This window comes from Paenibacillus germinis, from assembly GCF_013141785.1.
In the GTDB taxonomy this organism is placed as follows: Bacteria; Bacillota; Bacilli; order Paenibacillales; family NBRC-103111; genus Paenibacillus_E; species Paenibacillus_E phytorum.
On the sequence record NZ_WHOC01000007.1, the window covers coordinates 94,440 to 116,286 of the forward strand.

Below are 21,847 nucleotides of genomic sequence, written 5' to 3' on the forward strand. Positions count from 1 at the left end.
GAATATTCATATAATTTTCGGATATTTTCCGGGGTCCCAGCAAAGTAATGTATAAACTCTTATCGAAGCAATTCATGATGTATGACCGCAATTAGCGGTAAGTTTAAACGCCGATCGAGCAAAGCTCGATGCGGATGGAATATGCTTCGAAGGCTATGCGTCACTTTGTGGGGTTTACTTATGCTCCTGTTCCAACTATAAGTCAAGCCTGTAAACTGGTCAAGATTCAACAGCTCCCAAAGAAATGAGAAAACGTGGAGAGATTAGCCCTCCACGTTTGCTGTAAAGACTCCAGACCACTTACAGCGACTGGCTCCAATCGTGAACGATGTTGCCTTCTAGGAACTTTTCAGCTTCCAAGGCTGCTGCGCATCCACTTCCTGCCGCTGTAATCGCTTGGCGATACTTCGTGTCTTGCACGTCACCACAAGCAAATACACCAGGGATATTCGTCTCCGTCGTTCCCGGCTTCACAATAATATAGCCGTGCTCATCCGTATCGATTTGTCCACCTAAGAATTTCGTATTCGGTGTATGGCCAATAGCTACAAAGATACCATCCGTTTCGATGATTTCATCTTCACCGGTTTCGTTATTTTTGACCTTCAGGCCTGTTACACCTTTTTCACCAGCAATAACTTCAAGCGGCGTATTATTCAATGCCCATTTCACTTTTTCGTTGCCGCGAGCACGGTCCTGCATAATCTTCGAAGCGCGAAGCTCATCGCGACGGTGGACTAAGCGAACTTCCGAAGCAAAGCGAGTAAGGAAATTCGCCTCTTCCATGGCTGAGTCACCGCCACCAACGACAACAATCTTTTTGCCGCGGAAGAAGAATCCATCACATGTTGCGCAAGTACTTACGCCGCGTCCGATGTTTTCTCTCTCATTGGTAATTCCCAGCAATCTGGCAGAAGCACCCGTGGAGATAATCAGTGTTTCTGTCTCGATCTCGCCAAGACCTTCAACTTGCAGTTTAAATGGACGATTCGTCAGCTCAACAGAGTTCACCCAACCGGTTTTGAATTCGGCGCCGAAACGTTCTGCTTGCTTACGCATATTCTCCATTAACTCAGGACCCATAATCCCTTCAGGAAAGCCGGGGAAGTTCTCTACTTCGGTAGTAGTGGTAAGCTGTCCGCCTGGCTCTGGCCCTTCGATAACGAGTGGACTAAGGTTGGCGCGCGCTAAATAAATGGCTGCTGTTAGACCGGATGGTCCTGTTCCTACAACGACTGATTTGTACATATGGTTTCCCTCCTAGGTGCTTTCCTCAGGAAAGCTATCTACGTAAGCATCGCCTGCGTTTTGCTTCAGCAAGACAGCCTTCGTATGCTTCGCTTTATTGTGCTTCCATGCGAGCAGTCGAAACCGCCGCTTTATTTATGTATGAAAGCCAGGTCTTTCGACAAGGCAAAAGACTGGCTATCAAATACTTGTGAATTTATTGAAAATAGCATCCATTTTCTCACGTAAACCGCACGTGTCATCAATCAACTTTACATTGCGGCTTACTGTAGAGACTGTAACGCCATAGCGTGTAGATACTTCCTGATAGGAAATAGCTCGACGATGCATTTTGGCGATCAAATATTCTAACGCTGCCGCCCAGCCCTCGGATTTATGAATCTTAGGCACACCCGGGTAGATCTTCGTCAGAAATTCAACCCATAAGATTTCCAAATCATACTGTTGAACCATATCGTAGCGCTTGTGCATATGGGACAGCGCCGTTTCCATCACACTCTGCCATTTGGCATCCCAAATAGGCAAATGCGGCGAGTAAGGAGAGGCCTCTACCGTAATCTCTTGGTTCTCAAGATAGGCGGGGAGTGATTCTCGGATCCCCATACTGCGAAGTACGAAAATAGCGACTCGTTTCAAATAGTCATCCTCTTGACGATCTAGGATGAAATCCTGCAAAGCATCTCTCACTTCATTATCAGCAATTAAGCCGAACGCTTGGATCACCTGCAGCTTTGTCTCGATATCACCATGGCGCAAAGCCCAGAAGAAGGAGGAACGCACTAGCGGATCTTTCTTCAATTGGTCTGGGATCCCTTGCGTGGATTTCTCCAATACCCTAAACTGCTCTTCGAAAGGCAAATGGTAGTGATAGCTCCATGTTAGCGGCCCTTCGACCTTCTCGCGTGAGCGCAGCTGTTCCAAGTAAAACTTGGAGATTTCGGCGCCTGGATCAAGCTTCTCGGCTTGCTTCCAATAACGGTAAGCTTCGCCGAAACGACCGATATGGCTGGCTGCTACCGCTGCGTAATGATAAAGGCAAGGGTCTGCTGCACCGTCTCCTGCTTTAAGCAGGCGCTTAAACAAGTGATATGCCTTCTCATGCTCAGAAAGGATGCCCATCGTTGTTGCAAGCTTGAACACATGATCCTGCTGAAAAGGAAACGTCTTGCACAATAGAGATGTTAGCTCAGCTAACTCCTCCTTGTTACCGAAATGCTGATGGAAAATGGCCATATTACATAGCGCATGCAGATTTCCGGCATCGATATCAAGCACCGCACGAATCGTTTCCATTGCCTTCTCAAACTGACCCATATAGTAATATGCAAGGGCCAGATTGTTGCGGGCAGCTGTGAAATCTGGCTGATTCTTCACCAATTTTTCTAACTGCCTCACAGCTTCAGCGAATTTACCCTCTTCGAGAAGCGCACGGGCTTTATCATGCTCGAAGAGCCCTTCTCGACTCTTAATGCTAGTGAGAGGGGCGGGACGTTCAAGCTCGTAGCTCAGCATTTCCATCATTTCTTCGGACTCATCCATGAATTGACCTGTTGGGTCAGTCTCCAAATATCGAACTAACGCTTGTTCGGCCTGCTCGAAATTTTCCATGTTGGCATAGTTGTTTGCCATATAAAAGTGACATTCCGTCATCTCGGGATCGATCGTATCAAGGACATGCTGCAGAATTTGGTTCGACTCGTCATAATTGCCCATTTCGGAGAGAACTCCTGCGAGATTGCAGTGATTCACAGGGTTATCCTGCTCATACTCTGCAGCTCGCCGGAAATATTTCAATGCCTTATCATAATGAAACCGATCCAAAGATTGAACCGCTCTCTCGAAAAAGAATGCGGCATCCATGTTAATTGAGATAACTTTAGGCTTTGGCGCTTCGGACACACGCTTAATCTTTTCCATAGCAAGACACCTCCGGCAATTTGATTACACTCAAATTATACCATAGATCGCTTGGAAGCCAAAAACATAATCCGAAGGTAAGATCTGGTCTTGAATTATTTTCCTTGCCCCTTGTCCAATCGGGCTTTAAAAGTCGGCTTTCAAAACCGAGAAGGTTGAACGAAATCCGAGGAACGAGGAACGGAGCGTAGGTAAGCCTACGTGAGTACCACAGTTCCCGGATTTCGTTCAAGATTCGACGCCGAATCCACTTCCTTGCTTAATCCTCGTTTTCAAAGGCGATTTTTAAGCTTCCGCTTAAACGCCGCCGTATTTGAATAGGGAGGATAGGGATCCGCCTTCGTTGATAATGCGAATCGCGTCAGACAACAGCGGAGCTACTGAAAGCACATTGAATTTATCGGAATGTCCTTCCGGAATCGCAATGGAGTCCGTAATGATGACTTCCTTAATGCTAGGGTGATCTAAACGCTGCAGGGCAGGTCCGGAGAATACAGGATGTGTCGCACAAATATATACGTCATGCGCTCCTCTTTCTTTCAGACTCTCAACAACGTTGACAATCGTCGTACCGGTATCGATTAGATCCTCGATAATGATCGGAGTACGTCCTACAACATCACCAATGACGTGGGTAATCACAGACTCATTGTGTTCAGGGCGTTTTTTAATCATCATCGCGAATGGCGCATCGAGAATGTTCGCCATTTTCTCAGCGGTTGTCGCACGTCCCGCATCCGGAGATACGATGATCGGGTTAGGTAAATTTTTCTTCTTGATGCAATCACTGATAAGATCAAGAGCCGTCAGATGATCCACCGGAATATTGAAGAAGCCTTGAATCGCAGGTGCATGAAGGTCAATCGTTACAACACGAGTTGCACCTGCTGCACTGAACAAGTCAGCCACTAATTTAGCAGAAATCGGCTCACGCGGAGCAGCTTTACGTTCTTGACGAGAGTAACCATAGTAAGGGATGACAAGGTTGATCGTTCTTGCAGAAGCTCTTTTCGCCGCATCCATCATGACCAGAAGTTCCATCATGTGCTCATTAATCGGATGGGAAAAAGTTTGTACCAGGAATACGTCACAGTTACGAATCGTTTCTTCGTAAAGACAGTAAATTTCTCCGCTTTTAAAACGGGAAAGCTTAATTTGTCCAAGCGGCTGGCCGAGCTCTTTACAAATACGTTCCGCAAGCTTCGGATTCGAAGATCCGGAAAAGATTTTAACATTGTCGCTATGCATGGTTAATGGTTACCTCCGAAGGTTCATTAAATAGATTATACAGTTCCTACTCATTATACATGAAACATGTCGAAATTAAAAAGTCACAAGATGTCGTTTTCGGGCAGAAAATGTGGCTATTTCGTTAAATCCAACGGATTTCAAGAGTTCCCTAGCTTCGTCCAAATATTGGGACAACCGATCCGGCTGGTGCGCATCCGAACCTAGCGTCAAAGGAATTCCCACCTTATGACAATATTCCAGCATTCGGCGGCTCGGGAACATCTCTTTACACGGATGGCGCAAGCCCGAAGCATTCAGCTCGATGGCAAGCCCACATTCTTTCACAGTGTCCAGTGCCGCCTTCTCAAGCTCCCATGTATCACGATCCGGGACGTAACCAAATCGTTTAATCATATCTATATGACCGATATAGTCATACAGTCCGGTTCGGACTGCTTTCTTCACTGCCTCGTAGTATTGGGTATAAACGGCATAAATATCCTTGCCATCCCAACCCGCAAGCTGTCTAAAATCAGAAATATCCCACTCGCCGAGGAAATGGACAGAACCGATAACATAATCCCATGGGTACGCATTGATGATTGCGGCAATCTCCGTCTCATAGCCTTCGATATAATCGCCTTCTAGCCCTACACGGATATCAATCTGATCTTTGTACTTCTCTTTAAGATGCAGACACTCCTCGACATAGCGAGGCAGTTCTTCCATCTGCATGGCCATTTCCGGCCAATAAGTCGCAGGGTCCACATGCAAAAGCGGCATATGATCCGAAAGCCCCAACTGTGTGAGCCCGATCTCGATGCCGCGTTTGACGTATTCCTCCAGTTCCCCAGAGGCGTGACCGCAGCGCACATGATGTGTATGATAATCAATCAACATCGTGAATTCACTCCAGGTCGTTTTATTTATTTTTTGACGTGCCGATTGGCCAGCTCTTTCATAATATCATCCAAAGGCAACTTATTATTACGTAAAAGGACCATTAAGTGAAAAATAAGATCACTCGCTTCATAGCGAAGCTCATCGTTATCTTTGTTTTTGGCTGCGATAATCACTTCGGCCGTTTCTTCGCCGACTTTTTTGAGAATCTTATCGACACCTTTTTCGAAAAGATACGTTGTATAAGCGCCCTCAGGACGCTCAGCGTCACGCGAAGCAATAACAGCCTCCAACTCGCCAAGGATCGCGAAACGATCACCAGCAGAGGCAGCAGGTGCGGCTTCTTCCGCAGAACCTTCATCTCCCAGAGGAATGTTAGCTGTGAAGCACGTGTAAGTTCCATTGTGGCAAGCAGGTCCTACTTGTTCTACTAGAACCAGAAGCGTGTCTGCATCGCAGTCGTAGCGCAGTGATTTTACCTTTTGCGTGTGACCGGAAGTTGCCCCCTTGTTCCACAACTCTTGACGGGAACGACTCCAGAACCAAGTATCACCCGTTTGTATCGTACGCTGCAATGACTCGCTATTCATGTAAGCAAGCATGAGCACTTCTTTGCTGACTGCGTCCTGCACGATGGCAGGTACAAGACCCTGTGCATCATAAGTAATCTGATCTATTGAAAATGTCATCGGATTTCAACCCCTTTACCTTTAAGGTCGTCTTTGACCCCTTGAATCGTTAACTCTTTGTAGTGAAAAATGGTTGCCGCCAGCCCTGCATCGGCTTTGCCTTCGGTAAATACATCGTAGAAATGCTCCGCTTTGCCCGCTCCACCGGAAGCAATGACGGGAATCGTGAGCAGCTCGGACACAGCACGCGTTAGCTTCAAATCAAAGCCGTCCTTCGTCCCGTCTGCATCCATGCTGGTAAGCAAGATTTCTCCTGCGCCAAGCTCTTCCATACGCTTCGCCCACTCCAACGTTTTGATACCCGTAGCGTTACGTCCGCCATGCGTGAACACTTCCCACTCGCCCCACTCTGCATTAAACTTCGCATCAATGGCAACGACAATACACTGGGAACCGAACTTCCGCGCTCCATCCGAAACGAGCTGAGGATTGCGAACTGCCGCAGTGTTGATACCGATCTTATCCGCTCCGGCGCGAAGCAGGCGTTTCATGTCATCCACACTGGAGATGCCGCCGCCAACGGTGAAAGGGATCGTTATCTCCCCTGCCGTTTGACGAACAACCTCCACCATCGTCGCCCGTCCTTCCACCGATGCCGAAATATCGAGGAACACTAGCTCATCTGCGCCCTCTCTATCATAAATCGCTGCCAGCTCCACCGGATCGCCTGCATCACGCAAATTAACGAAATTAACGCCCTTGACCACCCTGCCATCCTTGACGTCTAGGCAAGGTATAATTCTTTTGGCTAACATGATGGGCACCTCCTTCCTAAGCTAAACTTCTATTTATGCAAAACAGCTGGAGTGCTCTTCCTCCACAATAAAGCTCCATGGCTTTGCATCGAATAAGAGTCTCTAAGAGCTTCTATTTCTGGAAAACTGGCTAAATGACTCCAAATAAGAGTCTTTGCAGACTTCTATTTCCTCCGAAATCAAGTCTTTTCAAACTTTTCATACCGAATAAGAGTCCCTAGAAGCTTCTATCTGTATCAGAACCGCCCGAGCGCACAAAATAAGAGTCGATAAAGACTATTATTTGCTTATTTACACATAGCGAGGAAATTATTGAGCAGCTGCATGCCGATATCCCCGCTTTTTTCGGGGTGAAACTGCATGCCATATACGTTATCTCTGCCTACAATAGCCGTTACTGGCTGATGGTAATCCGTTACCGCCAACAGGTCGCTTTCACGCTCCGGCTTCGCATGATAGGAGTGAACGAAGTACACGTGCCCTTCTTCGATACCTTGGAAAATCGGACTCGCATTTTGCTTGTAGACTAATCGATTCCAACCCATATGCGGCACCTTGTAGTCTCCGCGAAAGCGAACGACCGAGCCAGGCAAAAGGGCAAGCCCCTCATGATCCCCATGCTCCTCGCTGCTGGCGAACAACAACTGCATGCCAAGGCAAATCCCCAAAAGAGGCTTACCCGATTCCGCATAACGGATGACGACATCATTCAGTCCCGACTCGCGCAGCTGCTCCATCGCATCCCCGAATGCGCCTACACCAGGTAGGATGGCGCCCTCAGCTGCAAGGATCTGCTCAGCATCCCCTGTTACAACAGCTTCGTAACCTAGACGCTCGACAGCCTTGCTTACGCTGTGCAAATTACCCATTCCATAATCAATAATGGCGATCATTCTTACAGCACTCCCTTCGTCGAAGGAACCCCCTGCACACGAGGATCAATCGATGTCGCTTCATCTAGCGCTCGGCCTAATGCTTTAAACACAGCTTCAATCATGTGATGCGTGTTTTGTCCGTAATGCACGATAACATGCAGCGTGATACGAGCTTCCAGAGCAAATTTCCAAAGAAACTCTTGAACAAGCTGCGTATCGAAACTGCCCACAGTTTGTGAAGGATACTGCGCACGATATTCGAAATGCGGTCGGTTGCTAATGTCGATAACCACTTGAGCAAGGGCTTCATCCATAGGAACGAACACGCTGGCATAACGTTTAATCCCTTTTTTATCGCCTAGTGCTTCATGAAGGGTTTGGCCTAAACAAATACCGATATCTTCAACCGTATGATGATCATCGATTTCAATATCGCCTTTAGCAACGACATTCAGATCGAACTGTCCGTGTTTCGTGAACAAATCAAGCATATGATTCAAGAAAGGAACATCGGTTTGGATCTCAGATACCCCTGTTCCATCTACTTGAAACGCGAGGGCAATGTCAGTCTCATTCGTTTTGCGGGCTACACGCGCTGAGCGAGTGATCCCTTTATCTTGTTCAGCCATTATTTCAACTTCCCTTCCTTCTTGAGTCGGATCTCTACTGCTCTTGCATGACCTTCCAACCCTTCGTTACGGGCCAGCGTCATAATCATTTCACCGTTTGCGATCAGTGCTTCCTTGCTATAGTGAATAACGCTTGATTTTTTTAGGAAATCGTCCACATTCAGTGGCGATGAAAAACGGGCTGTGCCATTCGTCGGCAGCACATGGTTAGGTCCAGCGAAATAATCACCGACGGGTTCCGTGCTGTAGGCGCCGAGGAAAATAGCTCCAGCATTCTCAATGCGAGGCAGCAGGTTAAAAGGCTCCTGTACCAGCAGCTCGCAATGCTCTGGCGCCAAGCGATTGACAACGTCAACGCCCTCGTCCAAGTTATCCACAAGGAGTATAGCTCCTTTGGTTGCTGTGGATACAGAGGCGATCGCTTTCTTCGGCAGCACATCCAGCTGCCGCCACAGCTCTTGCCGAACCGCTTCGGCAAGCTCCCTTGATGGTGTCACCAGAATCGACGGTGACATCTCGTCATGCTCGGCCTGCGCCAGCAAATCAGCCGCGACGTATTCAGGATCCGCGTACTCATCAGCAAGCACGACAATGTCCGTTGGTCCGGCGATCATGTCGATATCGACGACGCCGAACACAAAGCGCTTCGCCAGCGCGACGTAAATGTTGCCGGGCCCGACGATTTTATCGACCGGCGGGATCGATTCCGTGCCGTAGGCCAGCGCGGCTACCGCCTGCGCCCCGCCTACGCGGTAGATCTCTTTCACACCCGCTTCGGCTGCTGCCACGAGGATATGCGGGTTGATGCCCTCTTCCCCTGCGGTGGCCGGAGGCGTCACCATCGCGATCTCCGGCACCCCCGCGACGATCGCGGGGATGGCGTTCATGAGCACGGAGGAAGGGTAAGCCGCCTTCCCTCCGGGCACGTACAATCCGACCCGCTTCAGCGGTCGGATGATTTGGCCCAGCAGGCTGCCGTTTGCCTGCAGGTCCATCCATGATGTGCGTTTCTGCTTCTCATGAAACGCACGAATGTTGGCAGCGGCTTGTCGCAGCGCCGCCAGGAACTCGGCGTCGACCTGCGCGTACGCCGCTTGGATCTCCTCGTCACTGACGCGAAGCTCAGCGACGGTGACGCGGTCGAACTGCTGCGCCATGCGTCGCAGCGCGGCATCTCCGTCCTGCCGCACCTCATCGATGATGCGGCGGACGGTCTCATTTTGCTCGGGTGAGCCGTATTCGACCTCGCGGTTCAATTGAAATTCCGAGGCGGGAAGTATCCGCATCTTCATCATCCTCTCTTGATCTTGTTACTTATCTACATCGATTGCACCATACCTACTTATTTGCTCCATTTCCGCGCTTTACGATAACAGGTCCTCCATGAGGGGAACGTGGATACGTTATTTGCTGGAAAACAACCTATTTCATGAATTCGGGGAACGAGGATCCCTTATTTCGTTGTTTCTGCCTCTTCAAACCCTAATTTCGCTCAAATAGAGTACTCTCGTTCCTCTAATTTGAATTTCTTAACGTTTTCGCTCAAATAGAGGATCGTCGTTCCTCTAAAGTTCGCTCTACGCCTTAATCACAGGCAAAACAGCCTGGAGCATATCACATAACCGCTGAATAGAATCATTCTTCATGCGGTAACTTACCCGATTCGCAATTAAGCGGCTCGTAATCTGAAAAATCTCCTCTTGCTCCACAAGTCCGTTCTCCCGAAGCGTCTCTCCCGTTTCGACCATATCCACGATCCGGTCAGCAAGACCAATCAGCGGCGCAAGCTCGATAGAGCCGTTTAGCTTAATAACTTCAACCTGCTGCCCTCGCTCGCGAAAATACTGAGAAGCGACGTTCGGATACTTCGTCGCGACGCGTGGATTAATCTCTTGCTTCCAATCCGGCAGTCCAATAACCGACATTCGGCAGCGTGCTATGCCCAGATCCAGCAGCTCGTACACGTTGCGGTTCTCTTCCATCAGGACATCCTTACCGACAACCCCGATATCCGCTACGCCATATTCGACATAGGTAGGAACATCCACCGGTTTGGCCAAAATGAATTCCATTCTTGCTTCATGAACCGGAATTATTAACCGGCGTCCTTCTTCCAGGTCCTCCGGAATCGGCAAACCCGCTTTATGAAAAAGCTTCGCTGCTTGTTTATATATACGGCCTTTCGGCATCGCTACTTTGAGAATATCATCCACCGTACCAACCTCCTTCAAAACTTCCAACCAACGGAGCGAGACGAACTCATTCATTTGATTTCGCTTTTGCAACTGCATTTTCTACTGCACTTGTGGATCTTATACTTGTTTTTGCTCTTGCACTTGTTCTTGTACTTGTTCTTGTTCTTGTTCTTGCACTTGCACTTGATCTTTCTCTTACACTTGTTCTTGCTCTTGTTCTTGTTCTTGTTCTTGCCTTGTTCTTGGACTAGCACTAGCACTAGCACTTGCACTAGCACTTGCACTTACACTTACTCTTGCTCTCGCACTTGTTCTTTCACTTGCTCCGAATCAAACCGCCGCTCTTTCAATCATCGTAATAACATCACTATAAACCGTTCCACCAAGCTCGTACTGGCCGTCTCCCTTGTTCAACAACTCGTTCGACCAAGCTTCATACTCGCTCACCAACTGTGTGATAATGATAACCTCATCATCACTGCTGCGCATAACCTTCGCCAGTTGCAGCGCTTCTTCACGATGCTCAGCATCGTAGGCAATCAGCACACGGCCTGGCTGCTCCACGCTTTCTTTGCCTGTAACCTCTAGGATTCTGTTCGTCTTAAGCGCAAACCCCGTCGCCGGAGCCGGACGTCCAAACTGACTCAGCAGATTATCATATCTGCCTCCACTGCAGACCGGGAAGCCTAAATCGGACGCATAGCCCTCAAACGTCATGCCTGTATAGTAGGAGAAATCTCCAATCATCGTTAAATCAATCACAACATGCTCACTAACCCCATAGGCTTTCAATACATCCCATACTTCGCATAAATGACGAATCGCATCCATCGCGATAGGATGCTGTGATACCATACGAGCTTGCTCGCAAATTTCATCTCCGCCTCTTAGTCTCAGCACGCCAATAAGCTCACGCTCGACATCAGGTGTAAGAGCCAAAGACTTAATGGCTTCGCGGTACCCCACATAATCACGACTGAGCAAATGCTCTTTCAGCGCAAGCTGAGCATCACTGCGTCCTTCTAGCGTTTCCTGGAACAAACCGTTCAAGAAGCCTACATGACCGAGCGCAATCTTGAACGCGCCTACGCCAGCCGCTTGCAACGAAGCAATTGCTAACGCTACAACCTCAGCATCCGCTTCAGATGAAGCATCTCCAATAAGTTCAACACCAGTCTGGAAAAACTCTGAATCCCGTCCAGCTTCCTCTTCAATCGAACGAAAAACATTTGAATGATAAGATAAGCGCAATGGGAACGCATGTTCTTTGAGCAAGGAAGAAGCTACACGCGCTATTGGCGCTGTCAATTCAGACCGCAAAACAAGCGTCTTTCCCTTACGGTCGAGCAGCTTGAACAGCTTCTTATCTTCTGTGGAGCTTGCAACACCAACGGTATCGTAATATTCGAGTGTAGGCGTAATAATCTGGTTATAACCCCAGCGTTCCATACAGGCCAATACACGGAATTCAATATTTCGCAATTTCGTAACCGCTTCGGGCAAGTAATCTTTAACCCCTAACGGTTTTTCAAATACTTTTGGCTTTGACACCGTCTCACCTCAACATGTAGGAATTCAATTTCCTTTTTATTCACTTTAACACAGTAACGTGCTACCATACTACCAAAATAAAGAATGTACGGCTATTTTATCACGTAAGCTTAGGACCGTCAATCGTCTTTCCCCTGATTATCCGCTCTTGATATCTCCTCATTCATACGCAAAAAAAAGAGCTGTACGGCTCAATAGCATACAACTCTCATTTCTCATTCATTCTTTCACGAATCGTCTGAAGTGGATTCCCTGCCACAAAGCTATACGGTGCTACATCCTTGTGCACAACCGAACCCGCTCCAATAATGGCATAGTCTCCAATCGTCACACCCGGTAGGATCGTCGTATTGGCACCTACCATCACATGCGATCCAATACTTACATCCCCGAGTCTATACTCATTGGTTAAATATTCATGGGCCAATATTGTCGTGTTATACCCAATAATCGTATTGCTCCCAACATAAATCTTCTCTGGAAAAAAGACATCCACCATCACCATCAAAGCAAAAGCGGTATGCTCACCAACCTTCATCCCCAATACGTGTCGGTAGATCCAATTTTTCATACGCAGCGAAGGCGAGTACCGCGTTATTTGAATGAATACGAAATTCCGCATCGCCTTCCATTTGCTAACGGTATGATAGATTTGCCATAAAGCATTAGGTCCATCTACCGGATACTTATCCGTTTTTCTCAAACAGCATCCACATCCGACGTCAGCCCCACAATAGGAAGCAGGTCAAGCATATCGTCGATCAAATGATCAGGGTTATACTGCTCTAAGTAGGAGCGCCCTTTCCACGACCAGGATACGCCAACAGATATGACGCCCGCATTTTGGGCTGCCTCAATGTCATAATGGCTATCTCCAACCATCACCGCTTGGTCCGCAGTACTTCCTAACACCTTAAGCGCTGCAATTATGCCTTCCGGATGCGGTTTTGGCTCCTTCACATCTTCAACGGTCACAATGGTACTAACGAAAGAATCCAGTCCACAAAGCTTTAAGCCCATCAGAGTGGTTTGCCGAATCTTGCTCGTAACGATACCGATTTTAATCCCGTTTGCATGGAGCTTTGCCATCGCCGTATGTACATTCGGGAACTCTTTGACCAGCTCATCATGCTTGGATAAGTTGAAGGTCCGGTACTTCTTAATGATCTCTTCAACCTCTTTCTTGCCTGTAAAAAATTCCATTTGTTCCACAAGCGGACGCCCCATATTCGGAATGATTAGTTCCCGACTGACAGGCTCTGCCGTCTCGCCTTCCAAACTATGCAAAAAAGATTGCACAATAAGCTCGTTCGTATCAACAATCGTTCCATCTAGATCAAACAGTACGGTTTGAATCATAGTCTGCTCCTTTATCTACTTCTTGATCTTTCATTACTTTGTTTTTCTCTTCAGCTTTCGTGGAAACAATCGGATCCGCATAGCGCACATCCGCGTATCCCTTTTTCCTTCTCACGATAATAACAATAACCATCCCAATCACGATCAGAAGCGCTAACAGCTGCGAGAATCTCACATTCCCACCATATGTAAGTACGCCAGGTTCAAATACAGCTGTCATTGGTGACCACAGTGCATTCAAGAGCGACGCAAGCCACGTGGGCCCAGTGAAATCAAGACTATCTGTACGCACACCTTCGATAAAGAAACGACCAATGGAATACCAGATAAAATAACTGAAAAATAGTTCCCCTGCTCGAAGGAAAGGCCTGCGACGAAGCCAGAGTAGAACCAGCAGCCCTAAGATATTCCAGACGGATTCATACAGAAATGCCGGGTGATAAAAAGTACCCTCAATGTTCATTTGATTCACGATAAAATTAGGTAAATGCAAAGAGTCACGTAAGAATGACTCCGTAACAGGGCCTCCGTGGGCTTCCTGATTCATAAAGTTGCCCCAACGTCCTATCGCTTGTCCCACAATTAAACCTGGTGCACAAATGTCTGCGATTCTCAAGAATGAGTACCCTTTGGCTCTTACGTAGAAAAAAGTACCTATAATCGCACCAATTAGCGCTCCATAAATGGCAATACCACCGTGCCATATCATAAAAATTTCAGCTAAATTATTCTTATAATCGGACCACTGGAAAGCTACATAGTAAAGTCTAGCGCCAACAATCGCTGAAGGTACCCCAATTAACAATAAATCCATGAAAAAGTCAGGAACGATTCGGAACCGCTTCCCTTCTCGGATTGCCAATAATAAACCAATTAACGCGGCTGTACCTAAAATAATCCCATACCACCGGACTTGTATCGGTCCTAAGGAAAACGCAACACTTTCGAGCATAGTTTCACTCCTTCTTAATCAATATATAAGTTGCTGATTGATCAATCGAAATCCTCAAAATCTTCGTTCAGCGACTCCGTCAGTTTATTCGTAAACTGAAGTGCCGCGTTATATCCCATTCGTTTTAAACGATAGTTCATCGCGGCCACTTCCACGATAACCGCTAAGTTTCGTCCTGGTCGAACAGGAATCGTGACGAGCGGTAGATCCGTATCAATGATGCGTGTCAATTCCTCATCCAGACCCAATCGGTCATACTGCTTGTCCTGCTGCCAATTTTCCAATTTGACAACAACCGAAATTTTCTTCACATTACGTATGGCACCAGCTCCGAATAAAGTCATTACATTAATGATACCCACACCGCGAATTTCAAGCAAATGACGAATAAGCTCAGGAGCATTTCCTGTGAGCACTTTATCGCCATTTTGACGAATTTCTACTGCGTCATCCGCAATAAGCCGATGGCCTCTTTTTACAAGCTCAAGCGCTGTTTCACTTTTCCCGATGCCGCTGCTCCCTGTAATGAGCATACCAATTCCGTATACATCGACAAGTACACCATGGATTGTCGTACTTGGAGCTAATTTATTCTCTAGAAACCCTGTTAAACGACTTGCAAAAATCGTCGTAGACATTTGGCTTCGAAGTACGGGGAGATCACGCTTTGTCGCTTCTTCCAGTAATTCAATAGGAACATCTAATCCTCTTGTCACGATGATACAAGGTGTTTCCTCTGGCGAGCATAACTGCTCTACCCGATTCCGCCTGACACCCGTCGTTAACATTTCCATGAAGGTGACTTCCGTCTTCCCTAACATCTGGATACGTTCTCTTGGATGGTAATTAAAATATCCGGCCATCTCGAGACCCGGGCGGTACAGATCACCGGTTGTTATGGGACGTTTCAGTCCAGACTCACCTGCAAGAACCTCCATATGGAGTTGTTCTACCAATTCGGAAACCTTCACTTTTTTGGCCATCGTCCTGTCTCCTCCGAGTTTTGCCTGTGCAAAACGTGCTTCATCTGCTATTATTCATTCTTTCCAATAGTTTCATCGTAATGGAATAGTTAGTTGAAATCAACTAAAGTGTTCGTGAAATTATATGAACAGACAAAAAAGCCAGCCGATAACGGCTGGCCTTTCTCTTCAAACTTATAGATTAGGGTTAACCAAGATGGACAATGTTGTATCTTTATCGAAGAAATGAACTTTGTTCATGTCTAGAGCCAATTTAACATTTGTGCCTTCTTTGATTCCTGAGCGACCGTCAACACGTGCGATTACTGTGTTAGCGCCGATACCATTCAGGTACAAGTACATTTCGTGACCCAAGTTCTCAGTCAACTCAACGTTAACGTTGAATACTGTGTTCGGGGATGCTTCCAAGAATACAGGCTCTTCGTGGATATCTTCTGGACGAACACCCAGAATCACTTCTTTACCTACGAAACCTTTGTCTTTCAGTACTTGTGCTTTACCAGCTGGAACTTCTACGTTTACAGTACCTGCTTTGAAGAAAATACCGCTGCCTTCTTGTGTTAATGTACCTGTCATGAAGTTCATGGATGGGGATCCGATGAAGCCCGCAACGAAGATGTTAACAGGGAAGTTGTAGATTTCTTCAGGTGTAGCTGCTTGTTGAATGATACCTTTATCCATAACAACGATGCGATCGCCCATTGTCATTGCTTCGATTTGGTCATGCGTTACGTAGATCGTTGTAACACCAAGACGTTTTGTTAATTTTGTGATTTCCGCACGCATTTGTACACGAAGTTTCGCATCCAAGTTGGAAAGCGGCTCATCCATTAAGAATACTTGTGGCTCACGAACAATCGCACGACCCAAGGCAACACGTTGACGTTGACCACCGGAAAGAGCTTTTGGTTTGCGATCAAGCAAATGAACAATATCCAAGATTTTCGCTGCTTCACGAACGCGAGCATCGATATCTGCTTTCTTGAATTTACGAAGTTTCAAGCCGAATGCCATGTTTTGATATACAGTCATATGTGGGTAAAGGGCGTAAGATTGGAAAACCATCGCGATATCGCGGTCTTTTGGAGCTACATCATTTACAAGGCGGTCGCCGATGTAAAGTTCACCTTCAGTAATTTCCTCTAATCCTGCGATCATACGAAGAGTTGTGGATTTTCCGCAACCGGATGCTCCAACCAATACGACGAACTCTTTATCTTCAACTTCAAGATGGAAATCTTTAACTGTGGATTCTTCTGCACCAGAATATCTTTTCACGATATGATTTAAACGTACGCCTGCCATGGTTTCATTCCCCCTACGATTTATCGATCATATGCTTGCTGATCAACTTTTCAATATACTCATCTTACCTTACGAAGTCCGGACTGACTATGCACAATCCCTACAAAAAAATCACTTTCTTTTCGTTACTTTGTACAATAGTAATGCAAGTCTCACTAATACCGCATGATTGAACGTTCTCACATCGAGCCCGGTCTCATTTTTAAACTTGTCCAAACGATATAGCAAGGTATTGCGATGTATATATAACTTCTTCGCCGTTTCACTAACGTTGCAGTCTAGTGTGAAGAAATGTTCCAGAGTGATTACCGTCTCTGCATCCAGCACATGGTCTATGCCGCGAAGGACCTGCTCTAGGAATTCTGCCTTTTCCTCTTCATCAATCAAGTGCAGCAGCTTCTCCAATCGAAGCTCCCAACGAAGATGAATAAAGCTGCCTACATGAAAGGAACGCCCTAACATGATGGTCTCCCTCAACTTGAGAATCGTGGCAAACAGCGATTTCGAAGGCTTTACCGGATAATCAATGGCTAGGTGGCATTCGCCAACCCACTCATTAGCAAGCATTTCATACAGCCCTGAGCCGAGAGCGTCGAGTATCTGCTCTACGCTTTCTTCCTCATCCCCTTCTCGCTCTTCGCTACCACTGGTTAGCAGTCCTTCGGGTGCTAGGATCAGCCACTCTTTATCTAGTAAAGGAATCAGGATAATCTCCGATTCAAAGAAAGACTCCAACAATTTTTTCAGTTCCGCATAGGAAACGCGTTGATTTTGAGAATAGTCCCCATATAACAACAACGGGATTTTCGTTGAATACAGAGAAGATTGTGAAGCAAGCGCATCCGGCAGCTCAGCATGGGTTGAACCGCGTTCCATCTGCTGCAGCAACCAATCTCTTAATTGGTGCGCCTTTCTTTCATCTTCAGATAAAAAGACTCCCCACTGCTTCTTTTCTAGTGTCATCTTAGACTCTACCGTTAACTCCACAAGCTTGCGCTCTGAAGATGTTAGTTTGGCTTCGGAAACCTGCAGAATGCGAATATCTTTATGTTCTTTGGATAAATAGAAAAGCACATCCTGACCACGCACAACACTTCGACTAAAGCTCTCAAGATTCTCTGCCTGCTCTTCCGCCAAATGCTCCCAATCTGCCTCGGGTATCAAGCTAATCTGCATTGGCGATTGTAAAACCGCTTCCAAACGCTCTTTTACACGCTCCCAATCCATCTGCCTCTCTCCTTACTCCCATATATCTTCTATATCTATCTTCCTATTGTAACATATGTGCCCCCCCTCATGTGAATGCGAAAGACCCCTCCTGCAGCTGCTGCAAAAGGGATCTGTTTAGTTTGGTGATTTAGTTTAACACTCGACGAGCCGTTACATAATGATCTACCCACCATTCTTTATTGATGGAAGTGAACTTCACGCCACCTTCACCGTACGTATGGATCATATTCCCGTTTCCCACATAGATACCGACATGTCCGATATTTTTGCCGGAATCCAGAAGCATGGTAAATATGGCTAAATAAAACCAACTCATAATTTTTGGTAATTTGGAAATAATTGTACTAGGGTGATTTCATCCTATAGGAGGTTCAGACAAATGGTTTGGAGCCAGTGGTCGTTAGATCGTGTCATCATTTTCTTGGTTGGAGTAACCTATTTCTTCATATGGGTTCAGGTGACCTTATCGCATTATCGACAAAACTTTCATAACAAATTTATGTAGGGCCCCGTTATTCTGGCTCTTACGGGTAGGAGGCTTAGCATTGCGAAATTTTCATACGGGTCCGCCGGTGATGATGCCTTTACTATTTTCAGTCATTAGCATTTTTGGTCTTACTGCTATCTATGGAGGTTGATTTACCATGAAGAATCATAGTTATTATCCGACCTACAACGTCATGGATGAGCAAAAGGAATGGGATTCCCATACACGGTCCATAGTAACCTCCCGGCTGGTGCGAGAACATTCTTACCATTTTCTAACTCCGGTAGAAACGGAAACATTACGGGCTTGGTGCGCTTTGCTCATGGATGATCATAGAGGAGATATTATTCAAACGATCCTTACTCATATCGATCAAACGTTGGCAGAAAATAAAGGGGAAGGACAACGCAAGGTCAATGTTCCTCCCATTCAAAACCTCCTGCGTCAGGGACTTAAAGCTATTGACGAGGCTGGATGGATAGCCGATAGCCGACCTTTCTTCCAATTAGACGAAGCTGCCCAAAAGCAAATCATGCTCCAAATCAGCGATGCCAGCTACCCCCCCACTGAAGCTTGGGATGACATTCCACAAAAAGCACTGTTTCATAAACTCCTTCTGTTAAGTGTAGAGGCTTACTACTCACATCCTTTAGTTTGGTCGGAGATCGGTTTTGGCGGCCCTGCCTATCCTCGCGGATATGTAAGATCAGAACCTGGCCAACTTGATCCTTGGGAGGCAGTGAGAAAGCCATGAAGTGGAGACATGAACATGACGCTGTCGATATCGTAATTGTAGGTGCAGGTGCAGCAGGCGGTGTGATGGCCAAAGAGTTGAGTGAAGCTGGCCTGAGTGTTGTTGTGCTCGATGCTGGCCCTTGGCGGGATCCTCAGAAGGATTTCGTTAGTGACGAGCTGAGCATGCGGAGTTTAGCTTGGGAAGATACACGTATCGTCGATGGGACGAAACCATTTGAAATGGGGAGCCACAATTCGGGTAAGTGAATAGGCGGCGGGACGCAGAACTTTACCGGTGTTTTTTTGCGCTTCCATGAATCAGATTTCAAAACAAAGTCCATTGACCGCGTTGGTGAAAATTGGCCCATTCATTACAAAGATCTTGAGCCTTACTATACCAAAATCGAAAAAGAAATTGCGGTTTCCGGACCGAAGCATTTCCCCTGGGGAAATTTCAATGGACCTTACCCTTATCCAGAGCGTGACCCCCTCAGTCCTAATGCTTTTTTATTTCAAAAAGGCTGCGAAGCACTTGGCATTCAACCCGCGGTTACACCGCTTGCTATTCTATCTGCTCCTTTTGAAGGCCGTCCTCCCTGCACCAATCGCGGCTTCTGTACCCAAGGCTGTATGCCGAATGCCAAGTTTAGTACTTTGATCGTTCATATCCCTAAAGCCGTTCAAGCTGGGGCCGAAATTCGGTCCCCTCGCCTGTTGCTTCACTCAGCTACTCCTCGATTTCCTGACGGTCTGGCTAAGGCCGTGCGATTATGACGCATAGCAGTAATGATGTTTACGCCAAATTTGAGCAAGAGGTTCGTTTGTATAAAGGCACACCTGTGTTAGCCTCCACACAAGATTTCTATGAAACCGATCCGCGCAGAGGCTTCGCTCGTGGCTATACCATTCACTCTCACGGCTCGAGACCTATAGATATGGCTCAGGGGATCAGCAAAGCATCTCACGAGCCCATCTGGGGGTCGCAGCTTAGGCAACTCATGCTTGATTACAATTACTATGGACGTTTAACCATGGTTGGTGAAGTACTTCCACAATGGGACAACCATATCTCCCTATCCCCTGAAAAAGATGAAAACGGAATGCCTCGTGCCTCCCTTACCTTCAATTATGGAGATAACGATCTTAAATTAATCGATCACGCTGTAGAAAATATGAAACTTATCCTCAAAGCGGCAGGAGGCGAGGTTGCCTACGTGGTATCCGATACACAGCATCTCATGGGCGGCTGCCGCATGGGGAATGACCCAGCTACTTCCGTCGTCAATTCTTACGGTCAAAGCCACGACATCCCGAACTTGTTTATTTGCGATGCGAGTCTCTTCGTAACCTCCAGCGGAGGGAATCCAACCAACACCGTCATGGCGCTTGCAGCAAGAACAGCCGATTATATTATTGACCTTGCCAGTTCTTAATTGGCGGAGTTAGCTTCACGGTGAATTGCATTGCCTGCAGTCACTCATCTACAATGGAGAAGAGCTTTACAAGATGAAAGGAGAAGTGACCTCCATGGCTATCGCAGAATTCACCATTATCCCTATAGGAACAGCCACCACCAGCCTTAGCGGTTATGTAGCAGATCTGCACAAAGAACTAGAGAAACATTCCGATATCGCTTTTGAAATGACGCCTATGGGTACCATTCTAGAGGGTCCCTTGGATCGACTGCTGGAAGTCATTCGAGCCGTCCACGAAGTCCCTTTTACGAATGGTGCAGAGCGAGTCTCGACATCTATTAAGATCGACGATCGACGTGATAAACCTGCCTCTATGAAGCAAAAAATGAAGTCCGTTGCAGATAAGTTGAAATAGAAAAAAAGCATCCTGCTTATGGATGCTTTTTCTTTATGTAAGGGGCGAATCCGCCCTTATTCGGTTATATAAAACAAAAAAAGACCTCACGGCCTTCTACGTTTACTAATAAAAGTGAGTCATGTAGGATTCGAACCTACGACACCCTGATTAAAAGTCAGGTGCTCTACCAACTGAGCTAATGACTCAAGGTAAAATGGAGGCTGATGGATTCGAACCACCGAACTCGAAGAGAGCAGATTTACAGTCTGCCGTGTTTAGCCACTTCACTAAGCCTCCGGATACGAGATACCCGTACTGCCAAAGCAATACAACCATCTCAATGGCTTTGGACGGAATCGAACCGCCGACACGAGGATTTTCAGTCCTCTGCTCTACCGACTGAGCTACAAAGCCAAATGATTATTTATAGCATGTCCTACATTAATTGTAAAAGAAATGGCGGAGCTGACGGGATTCGAACCCGCGGTCTCCTGCGTGACAGGCAGGCATGTTAGGCCACTACACCACAGCTCCATGCTACAAAAGGTCTTACCATGAAAATGGTGCCGTCGAGAGGACTTGAACCCCCAACCTACTGATTACAAGTCAGTTGCTCTACCAGTTGAGCTACAACGGCATAAAGATAAAAATGGTGGAGGCTGACGGGATCGAACCGCCGACCCTCTGCTTGTAAGGCAGATGCTCTCCCAGCTGAGCTAAGCCTCCGACTGGATTGGTTTTATGGTAGCGGCAGAGGGGCTCGAACCCCCGACCTTACGGGTATGAACCGTACGCTCTAGCCAGCTGAGCTACGCCGCCACATAAAAGGTATATATATTTGGAAACTGGCGGAGAGAGAGGGATTCGAACCCTCGCACCACTTACGCAGTCTAACCCCTTAGCAGAGGGTCCCCTTATAGCCACTTGGGTATCTCTCCAAGATATATATACACTCAGGAAATATTATTCCCTGAAAACTAGATACGAAACTTACG

The 21,847-nt window shown here is 46.9% G+C and carries 21 protein-coding genes, 8 tRNA genes and 1 pseudogene; 4 read left to right on the forward strand and 26 right to left on the reverse strand.

Annotated features, from left to right (window positions below; translation table 11 throughout):
- Positions 1-300: 300 nt before the first annotated feature.
- The 18 genes from trxB to GC102_RS01155 form a co-directional block, all read right to left on the reverse strand.
- On the reverse strand, positions 301-1,248 hold the full coding sequence (gene trxB, locus GC102_RS01070; protein ID WP_029195990.1) for a thioredoxin-disulfide reductase: 948 nt from the start codon (positions 1,246-1,248) through the stop codon (positions 301-303).
- 180 nt (positions 1,249-1,428) lie between these two features.
- The gene (locus GC102_RS01075) at positions 1,429-3,165 is read right to left on the reverse strand and encodes a tetratricopeptide repeat protein (protein ID WP_171687847.1); all 1,737 of its coding nucleotides are present in this window, start codon (positions 3,163-3,165) and stop codon (positions 1,429-1,431) included.
- A 297-nt stretch (positions 3,166-3,462) separates the two neighbouring features.
- Complete coding sequence (locus tag GC102_RS01080) at positions 3,463-4,413, reverse strand: ribose-phosphate diphosphokinase (RefSeq protein ID WP_057302624.1); 951 nt, start codon at positions 4,411-4,413, stop codon at positions 3,463-3,465.
- A gap of 75 nt (positions 4,414-4,488) precedes the next feature.
- Positions 4,489-5,295, reverse strand: coding sequence for a histidinol-phosphatase HisJ (gene hisJ / locus GC102_RS01085; RefSeq protein WP_171687848.1), 807 nt, complete (start codon positions 5,293-5,295; stop codon positions 4,489-4,491).
- Positions 5,296-5,321: 26 nt separating this feature from the next.
- Entirely contained in the window at positions 5,322-5,984 is a 663-nt protein-coding gene (gene hisIE, locus GC102_RS01090; RefSeq protein WP_171687849.1) for a bifunctional phosphoribosyl-AMP cyclohydrolase/phosphoribosyl-ATP diphosphatase HisIE, read from the reverse strand.
- Positions 5,981-6,739, reverse strand: a complete 759-nt coding sequence (hisF, locus tag GC102_RS01095) for an imidazole glycerol phosphate synthase subunit HisF (RefSeq protein ID WP_171687850.1) — start codon at positions 6,737-6,739, stop codon at positions 5,981-5,983. The genes hisIE and hisF overlap by 4 nt, the downstream gene beginning before the upstream one ends.
- Positions 6,740-7,026: 287 nt before the next feature.
- On the reverse strand, positions 7,027-7,632 hold the full coding sequence (gene hisH, locus GC102_RS01100; RefSeq protein ID WP_171687851.1) for an imidazole glycerol phosphate synthase subunit HisH: 606 nt from the start codon (positions 7,630-7,632) through the stop codon (positions 7,027-7,029).
- A gap of 2 nt (positions 7,633-7,634) precedes the next feature.
- Positions 7,635-8,243: an imidazoleglycerol-phosphate dehydratase HisB gene (gene hisB / locus GC102_RS01105; protein ID WP_171687852.1), complete on the reverse strand. Its 609-nt coding sequence runs from the start codon at positions 8,241-8,243 to the stop codon at positions 7,635-7,637.
- The gene (hisD, locus tag GC102_RS01110; RefSeq protein WP_057302630.1) at positions 8,243-9,529 is read right to left on the reverse strand and encodes a histidinol dehydrogenase; all 1,287 of its coding nucleotides are present in this window, start codon (positions 9,527-9,529) and stop codon (positions 8,243-8,245) included. Before hisD ends, hisB begins: the two co-directional genes overlap by 1 nt.
- A gap of 291 nt (positions 9,530-9,820) precedes the next feature.
- Entirely contained in the window at positions 9,821-10,456 is a 636-nt protein-coding gene (gene hisG / locus GC102_RS01115; RefSeq protein WP_057302649.1) for an ATP phosphoribosyltransferase, read from the reverse strand.
- 312 nt (positions 10,457-10,768) lie between these two features.
- Positions 10,769-11,989 carry an ATP phosphoribosyltransferase regulatory subunit gene (locus GC102_RS01120; RefSeq protein ID WP_171687853.1) on the reverse strand — a complete coding sequence of 407 codons (1,221 nt, stop codon included), beginning with the start codon at positions 11,987-11,989 and terminating at the stop codon, positions 10,769-10,771.
- A gap of 208 nt (positions 11,990-12,197) precedes the next feature.
- A complete protein-coding gene (locus GC102_RS01125; RefSeq protein ID WP_171687854.1) occupies positions 12,198-12,692 on the reverse strand; it encodes an acyltransferase in 495 nt (164 codons plus the stop codon).
- Entirely contained in the window at positions 12,689-13,348 is a 660-nt protein-coding gene (ppaX, locus tag GC102_RS01130) for a pyrophosphatase PpaX (protein ID WP_171687855.1), read from the reverse strand. The genes GC102_RS01125 and ppaX overlap by 4 nt, the downstream gene beginning before the upstream one ends.
- Positions 13,326-14,300, reverse strand: a complete 975-nt coding sequence (gene lgt, locus GC102_RS01135) for a prolipoprotein diacylglyceryl transferase (RefSeq protein WP_171687856.1) — start codon at positions 14,298-14,300, stop codon at positions 13,326-13,328. Before lgt ends, ppaX begins: the two co-directional genes overlap by 23 nt.
- 41 nt (positions 14,301-14,341) lie before the next feature.
- Positions 14,342-15,283, reverse strand: coding sequence for an HPr(Ser) kinase/phosphatase (gene hprK / locus GC102_RS01140; protein ID WP_171687857.1), 942 nt, complete (start codon positions 15,281-15,283; stop codon positions 14,342-14,344).
- 174 nt (positions 15,284-15,457) lie between these two features.
- Complete coding sequence (locus tag GC102_RS01145; RefSeq protein ID WP_171641331.1) at positions 15,458-16,588, reverse strand: ABC transporter ATP-binding protein; 1,131 nt, start codon at positions 16,586-16,588, stop codon at positions 15,458-15,460.
- Positions 16,589-16,699: 111 nt separating this feature from the next.
- The gene (locus GC102_RS01150; protein ID WP_171687858.1) at positions 16,700-17,815 is read right to left on the reverse strand and encodes a PucR family transcriptional regulator; all 1,116 of its coding nucleotides are present in this window, start codon (positions 17,813-17,815) and stop codon (positions 16,700-16,702) included.
- 130 nt (positions 17,816-17,945) lie between these two features.
- Complete coding sequence (locus tag GC102_RS01155; protein WP_171687859.1) at positions 17,946-18,134, reverse strand: NlpC/P60 family protein; 189 nt, start codon at positions 18,132-18,134, stop codon at positions 17,946-17,948.
- 63 nt (positions 18,135-18,197) lie between these two features.
- Here GC102_RS01155 and GC102_RS40250 point away from each other — a divergent pair, with 63 nt between their 5' ends.
- From GC102_RS40250 to GC102_RS01175, 4 genes and pseudogenes are all read left to right on the forward strand, one after another.
- Complete coding sequence (locus GC102_RS40250; protein WP_312883137.1) at positions 18,198-18,323, forward strand: hypothetical protein; 126 nt, start codon at positions 18,198-18,200, stop codon at positions 18,321-18,323.
- Between the two features lie 139 nt (positions 18,324-18,462).
- Positions 18,463-19,059 (forward strand): gluconate 2-dehydrogenase subunit 3 family protein, encoded by a 597-nt coding sequence (locus GC102_RS01165; RefSeq protein WP_171687860.1) that lies wholly within the window; start codon positions 18,463-18,465, stop codon positions 19,057-19,059.
- A pseudogene (locus GC102_RS01170) lies at positions 19,056-20,473 on the forward strand (GMC oxidoreductase). Before GC102_RS01165 ends, GC102_RS01170 begins: the two are co-directional and overlap by 4 nt.
- Positions 20,474-20,567: 94 nt before the next feature.
- Complete coding sequence (locus GC102_RS01175; RefSeq protein ID WP_171687861.1) at positions 20,568-20,870, forward strand: MTH1187 family thiamine-binding protein; 303 nt, start codon at positions 20,568-20,570, stop codon at positions 20,868-20,870.
- A gap of 115 nt (positions 20,871-20,985) precedes the next feature.
- Here GC102_RS01175 and GC102_RS01180 read toward each other — a convergent pair.
- The 8 genes from GC102_RS01180 to GC102_RS01215 form a co-directional block, all read right to left on the reverse strand.
- Positions 20,986-21,058, reverse strand: a tRNA-Lys gene (locus GC102_RS01180).
- Positions 21,059-21,067: 9 nt separating this feature from the next.
- Positions 21,068-21,149 (reverse strand) — tRNA-Tyr (locus GC102_RS01185).
- A gap of 44 nt (positions 21,150-21,193) precedes the next feature.
- A tRNA-Phe gene (locus GC102_RS01190) sits at positions 21,194-21,266 on the reverse strand.
- A gap of 43 nt (positions 21,267-21,309) precedes the next feature.
- Positions 21,310-21,386 (reverse strand) — tRNA-Asp (locus GC102_RS01195).
- A 27-nt stretch (positions 21,387-21,413) separates the two neighbouring features.
- Positions 21,414-21,489 (reverse strand) — tRNA-Thr (locus GC102_RS01200).
- A 13-nt stretch (positions 21,490-21,502) separates the two neighbouring features.
- A tRNA-Val gene (locus GC102_RS01205) sits at positions 21,503-21,578 on the reverse strand.
- Between the two features lie 16 nt (positions 21,579-21,594).
- Positions 21,595-21,671: transfer RNA gene (locus GC102_RS01210), tRNA-Met, on the reverse strand.
- 27 nt (positions 21,672-21,698) lie between these two features.
- A tRNA-Ser gene (locus GC102_RS01215) sits at positions 21,699-21,790 on the reverse strand.
- Between the last annotated feature and the right edge of the window lie 57 nt (positions 21,791-21,847).

What these genes read in the sequence shown, in the direction of transcription:
- GC102_RS01175 (WP_171687861.1), top strand. Translation starts at nt 20,568, where the DNA reads ATGGCTATCGCAGAATTCACCATTATCCCTATAGGAACAGCCACCACC.
- GC102_RS01165 (WP_171687860.1), top strand. Translation starts at nt 18,463, where the DNA reads ATGAAGAATCATAGTTATTATCCGACCTACAACGTCATGGATGAGCAA.
- GC102_RS01075 (WP_171687847.1), bottom strand. Translation starts at nt 3,165, where the DNA reads ATGGAAAAGATTAAGCGTGTGTCCGAAGCGCCAAAGCCTAAAGTTATC.
- hisIE (WP_171687849.1), bottom strand. Translation starts at nt 5,984, where the DNA reads ATGACATTTTCAATAGATCAGATTACTTATGATGCACAGGGTCTTGTA.
- GC102_RS01145 (WP_171641331.1), bottom strand. Translation starts at nt 16,588, where the DNA reads ATGGCAGGCGTACGTTTAAATCATATCGTGAAAAGATATTCTGGTGCA.
- trxB (WP_029195990.1), bottom strand. Translation starts at nt 1,248, where the DNA reads ATGTACAAATCAGTCGTTGTAGGAACAGGACCATCCGGTCTAACAGCA.
- hisH (WP_171687851.1), bottom strand. Translation starts at nt 7,632, where the DNA reads ATGATCGCCATTATTGATTATGGAATGGGTAATTTGCACAGCGTAAGC.
- lgt (WP_171687856.1), bottom strand. Translation starts at nt 14,300, where the DNA reads ATGCTCGAAAGTGTTGCGTTTTCCTTAGGACCGATACAAGTCCGGTGG.
- GC102_RS01155 (WP_171687859.1), bottom strand. Translation starts at nt 18,134, where the DNA reads ATGAGTTGGTTTTATTTAGCCATATTTACCATGCTTCTGGATTCCGGC.
- hisD (WP_057302630.1), bottom strand. Translation starts at nt 9,529, where the DNA reads ATGCGGATACTTCCCGCCTCGGAATTTCAATTGAACCGCGAGGTCGAA.
- hisJ (WP_171687848.1), bottom strand. Translation starts at nt 5,295, where the DNA reads ATGTTGATTGATTATCATACACATCATGTGCGCTGCGGTCACGCCTCT.
- ppaX (WP_171687855.1), bottom strand. Translation starts at nt 13,348, where the DNA reads ATGATTCAAACCGTACTGTTTGATCTAGATGGAACGATTGTTGATACG.
- hisB (WP_171687852.1), bottom strand. Translation starts at nt 8,243, where the DNA reads ATGGCTGAACAAGATAAAGGGATCACTCGCTCAGCGCGTGTAGCCCGC.
- GC102_RS01080 (WP_057302624.1), bottom strand. Translation starts at nt 4,413, where the DNA reads ATGCATAGCGACAATGTTAAAATCTTTTCCGGATCTTCGAATCCGAAG.
- hisF (WP_171687850.1), bottom strand. Translation starts at nt 6,739, where the DNA reads ATGTTAGCCAAAAGAATTATACCTTGCCTAGACGTCAAGGATGGCAGG.
- GC102_RS01150 (WP_171687858.1), bottom strand. Translation starts at nt 17,815, where the DNA reads ATGGATTGGGAGCGTGTAAAAGAGCGTTTGGAAGCGGTTTTACAATCG.
- GC102_RS40250 (WP_312883137.1), top strand. Translation starts at nt 18,198, where the DNA reads ATGGTTTGGAGCCAGTGGTCGTTAGATCGTGTCATCATTTTCTTGGTT.
- hprK (WP_171687857.1), bottom strand. Translation starts at nt 15,283, where the DNA reads ATGGCCAAAAAAGTGAAGGTTTCCGAATTGGTAGAACAACTCCATATG.